At 43.3% G+C, this 210-nt stretch carries 1 tRNA gene; it reads left to right on the top strand.

Features of this window, described 5'->3' with window-relative positions:
• Positions 1 to 75: 75 nt before the first annotated feature.
• Positions 76 to 151 (top strand) — tRNA-Ile (locus tag RJ32_RS00210).
• Positions 152 to 210 lie beyond the last annotated feature (59 nt).

The following is a 210-nucleotide window of genomic DNA, read 5'->3' as shown; positions in this document are numbered from 1 at the left end:
AACGTGCTGATACCCATGACAAAAGCCTAAAAAGTTCGTATAATTTGCGCCGCTTCACAGCTTCCAATCAAAAATGGCCCCTTAGCTCAGTGGTTAGAGCACCCGACTCATAATCGGTTGGTCCCCAGTTCAAATCTGGGAGGGGCCACCATTTTTAAAGGCTTTCAGTATTAGTTATTACTAATGAAAATTAGTTGGTGAGTCGATGGT

It is taken from the genome of Idiomarina sp. 28-8 (assembly GCF_000320945.2).
GTDB classification, from domain to species: Bacteria; Pseudomonadota; Gammaproteobacteria; order Enterobacterales; family Alteromonadaceae; genus Idiomarina; species Idiomarina loihiensis.
The sequence above is the reverse complement of the archived record's forward strand: the minus strand, read 5'-3'. Positions and strand labels throughout refer to the sequence as shown.